Origin of the sequence: Clostridium sp. ZBS15, from assembly GCF_023845705.1 — a bacterium.
GTDB lineage: Bacteria > Bacillota > Clostridia > Clostridiales > Clostridiaceae > Clostridium > Clostridium aquiflavi.
Genome location: NZ_JAMQHY010000089.1, coordinates 1693 through 5762, shown reverse-complemented (window position 1 = coordinate 5762; position 4070 = coordinate 1693). Strand labels below are relative to the sequence as shown.

Sequence of the window (4070 nt, the reverse complement as noted above, 5' to 3'; positions counted from 1 at the left end):
ACTTGTATTCAATATTTTCTTAATTATACGTATCAATCCAGTTTAATTTATTAATTTCATTTAATTATGCTGCATTTTTAATGGATTCAAAATATTTTTTTCCTTCTTCATCATTATATTTTCCTTCCCATTTAGATATAACAACAACAGCCAATGAGTTTCCAATTACATTAACAGTAGTTCTTGCCATATCAACAATACGATCGATTCCAGCAATAAAAGCTACTCCCTCTACAGGAATACCTACAGAACCTACAGTAGCTAATAAAACAACAAAAGATGCACCAGGCACTCCTGCCATACCTTTTGAAGTAATCATTAATACAAATACTAAATTAATTTGAGTAGCAAGTGGTAAATGAATTCCATATATTTGTGCAATAAAAAGTGCTCCAATAGCTTGATATAATGTAGATCCATCTAAGTTAAATGAGTATCCTGTTGGAATAACAAATGATGTAATTGACTTTGGACATCCGAACTTCTCCATTTTTTCCATAAGTTTTGGTAAAACTGCTTCAGAGCTTGCTGTAGTATACGCAAGAATAATTTCATCTTTTAAAATTTTTATAAGTGCCATAATACTTATTCCAAATATTTTTCCCACAAAACCAAGCACTACAAGTACAAAGAAAATCATAGCACCATAAACAGTAATAACTAATTTTCCTAATGGAATTAAGGAAGCTAGTCCAAATTTAGAAACTGTTACACCTATTAAACCAAATACCCCTAACGGAGCAAGTTTCATAATTTGATTCGTTACCCAAAACATTGCATCAGCCACACCTTGACAAACAGCAAGAACTGGTTTCCCTTTATCACCAATTGCAGCAACACCTAAACCAAACATAACTGAAAAGAATATAACAGCAAGTAAATCACCTTTAGCAAATGATTCAAAAATATTAGTTGGAACAATATTTATAAATGTGTCCATAAAACCATGATTAGATGCTGCTTCTACGGTACTCATATACTTATCAATACTAACTGCTGAAAGCTCCTGAATATTTACACCAGTTCCTGGATGAACTAAATTTGCTACTAATAAACCTAATATAATAGCACCTGTAGTTACTACTTCAAAATAAAGTATTGTTTTTCCACCAATTTTACCTACTTGCTTAATATCACCTACACCGGCAACACCAACAACAAGTGATGAAAATACAATAGGAACAACTATCATTTTGATTAATCGGATAAAAATATCCCCAAACGGTTGTAGATATGACTCGATAACTGGATTACCATAGAAAACTGCTCCTATTATAATACCTAGTGTAAGTCCAATAAGAATTTGAATTGCTAGTCCTAATTTTTTCATTTAAAGTCCCTCTCAATTGTCTATAATTTTTATCATTAGATTTCTTATACTGGAATATATTCAACAAAATTCCATATAAAATTCCAATTCACAGCATATAGTATAACATAAATAAAAATATTTATCCCTATGTTTTAAAATTCCAAATGTACAACCATTATAATTGCATATTTTTTTTTAATTCTCTTTAAAACTTGATATATATACTTTAAATGCAATTTATATAAAAAGTAAAATTCCAGATAATAAAACAAAGTCTTCTTGACATATTAACAAAAAGTTGTTGTTTGGGAAATCCACTATTTATTTAGCAAAACATGATCATTGAAACCCACTATTTTTAAATTTCAATAAGGATTTATACTTGTCCAATATCTTAGAAACTTAATTTTATTTAAAAAATATTTTATAAATCTCTTGACTGATTATAAAATTCCAAGTAAAATGAAATAAATTTAAATTTACATTTCAAACAATGAATATAAAAGCCTTGATGGGAAGAGTAGTTATTATGAGGTAGTCAAAGCGAATCAGTAATGGTGAGAGACTGATACGAAACTAATAATGAAGAACATCCCGGAGCTTCCAAACGAAATTTATTAAGAGTAGTCTTGGACGGAGCCAAACCGTTATAGCTTGGACAGTATCGAATTTATTTAGTTAATTCCGTACTGATTAAAGTGAGCTTTTTTTAAGCTAATTTAGGTGGTACCACGGAAGTTTAAGTCTTTCGTCCTATGTTTATAGGATGAAGGGCTTTTTTTATTACAAAAAAGTTTAATAGAGATAAATATTTGAACAATTACATTTTTTATTTAACTGAGGAGGAATATTAATATGTGTACAATTATGTGTTATACAGGAACAGACATGAAACATGAAAAATTTGCTGAGGCATTACAAAGAACTGAGTCTAGAGGACCAGATATGACTGAAATTCTAACTTTACCATCTGGTATTTTAGGTTTTCAAAGACTTGCTATTATGGATTTAAGTTTTGGTGGAATGCAACCATTCACAAGAAAAAAAGATGCATCTATCTGTAATGGTGAAATTTATGGATTCCGTAAATTAAAAGAGGAACTAATGGCAAAAGGGCATAAATTTATTTCTGACAGTGATTGCGAAATATTACTTCCAATGTACTTAGAGTACGGGCTAGATATGTTCTCAAAATTAGATGCAGAATTCGCAGCCGTTATCTATGATGGAGAAAAGGATACTTTCATTGCAGCAAGAGATCCAATTGGAATTCGTCCTCTATTCTATGGCTATTCTGAATGTGGTAAAATCATGTTTGCCAGTGAAGCTAAAAATTTAGTTGGTCTTACAGAAAATATTATGTCATTTCCACCAGGACATTATTATGCTGATGGTAAATTTACATGCTACTGTGATATCGCATCAGTAAAGGGTGATTACTGCAAAGATGACTTAGACGTTATTTGTAGTAACATTCATGACAAATTAGTAACTGCTATAGAAAAACGTATGGATGCTGATGCTTCAGTAGGATTCTTATTAAGTGGTGGCTTAGACAGCTCATTAGTATGTTCAATTGCTCAAAAAATGTATCCTGATAAACCAATAAAAACTTTTGCTATAGGTATGACAGAAGATGCCATTGACTTAAAATATGCAAAAGAAGTTGCAGATTACATTCATAGTGATCATACTGTTATTTACATGACCAAAGAAGAAGTTCTTGACTCACTAGAAGAGGTTATTAAACTTCTTGGAACATTTGATATTACAACAATAAGAGCTAGTATTGGTATGTATTTAATTTGTAAAAAGATACATGAGATTTCTGATGTGAGAGTACTTCTAACTGGTGAAATTTCTGATGAATTATTTGGATATAAATATACTGATTTTGCTCCAAATGCAGAAGAATTCCAAAAAGAATCACAAAAGAGAATTAAAGAACTCTTTATGTATGATGTACTTAGAGCGGACCGTTGTATCGCATCTAATTCTTTAGAAGCAAGAGTGCCATTTGGTGATTTAGATTTTGTAAAATATGTTATGTCTATTGACCCTGAAAAGAAATTAAACAAATACAATATGGGGAAATACCTTTTAAGGCATTCTTTTGAAGGTGATTATCTTCCACATAATATTTTATATCGTGAAAAAGCAGCCTTTAGTGATGCTGTAGGACATTCTATGGTAGATTATTTAAAGGAGTATGCAGAAACAGTCTATAGTGGTGAAGATTTTGATAAAATAAGTGAAAAGTATAACTACCATGCTCAACCATTTACAAAAGAATCATTGCTATATAGAGAAATTTTTGAAAAATACTATCCAGGCCAAGCAAAAATGATAGTTGATTTTTGGATGCCAAACAAAGAGTGGGAAGGCTGTGCTGTAGACGATCCTAGTGCCCGAGTATTATCAAATTATGGTGATAGCGGACTATAATTAAAAAATAAATTTAATTTATTTTATATGGTTATTTTTTAGCTTCATTATTATTTAAAGATTATTTAAAGCAACTTCATCATATGTGATGAAGTTGCTTATATACTTTGTTATTTCCCAAGAAATAACATCAATAAAAAATCATGACTATTTCACATGTTCTAATTTTAAGCTTAAAAATCAGTTGCTAAAATCTGTTCTCTTCTCTAACTTCAAAATAATAAACATTTTCATTAAAATGTACTTTTTTCAAACATAAATTTTTTAAGCTTGAACTTTTATATGAGAAAATGTTTTAAATTCAAACAATCCC

Annotated in this window: 2 protein-coding genes and 1 other annotated feature; of the genes, one reads left to right on the top strand and one right to left on the bottom strand. The window is 30.0% G+C overall.

Features of this window, described 5'->3' with window-relative positions:
• Nucleotides 1-64 precede the first annotated feature (64 nt).
• Nucleotides 65-1330: a cation:dicarboxylate symporter family transporter gene (locus NG904_RS16460; protein ID WP_252232778.1), complete on the bottom strand. Its 1266-nt coding sequence runs from the start codon at nucleotides 1328-1330 to the stop codon at nucleotides 65-67.
• 481 nt (nucleotides 1331-1811) lie between these two features.
• Nucleotides 1812-2071 (top strand) — a binding site (T-box leader).
• Nucleotides 2072-2167: 96 nt separating this feature from the next.
• Between NG904_RS16460 and asnB the strand changes: the two genes are divergently transcribed.
• Nucleotides 2168-3757: an asparagine synthase B gene (asnB, locus tag NG904_RS16455; protein WP_252232776.1), complete on the top strand. Its 1590-nt coding sequence runs from the start codon at nucleotides 2168-2170 to the stop codon at nucleotides 3755-3757.
• Nucleotides 3758-4070 lie beyond the last annotated feature (313 nt).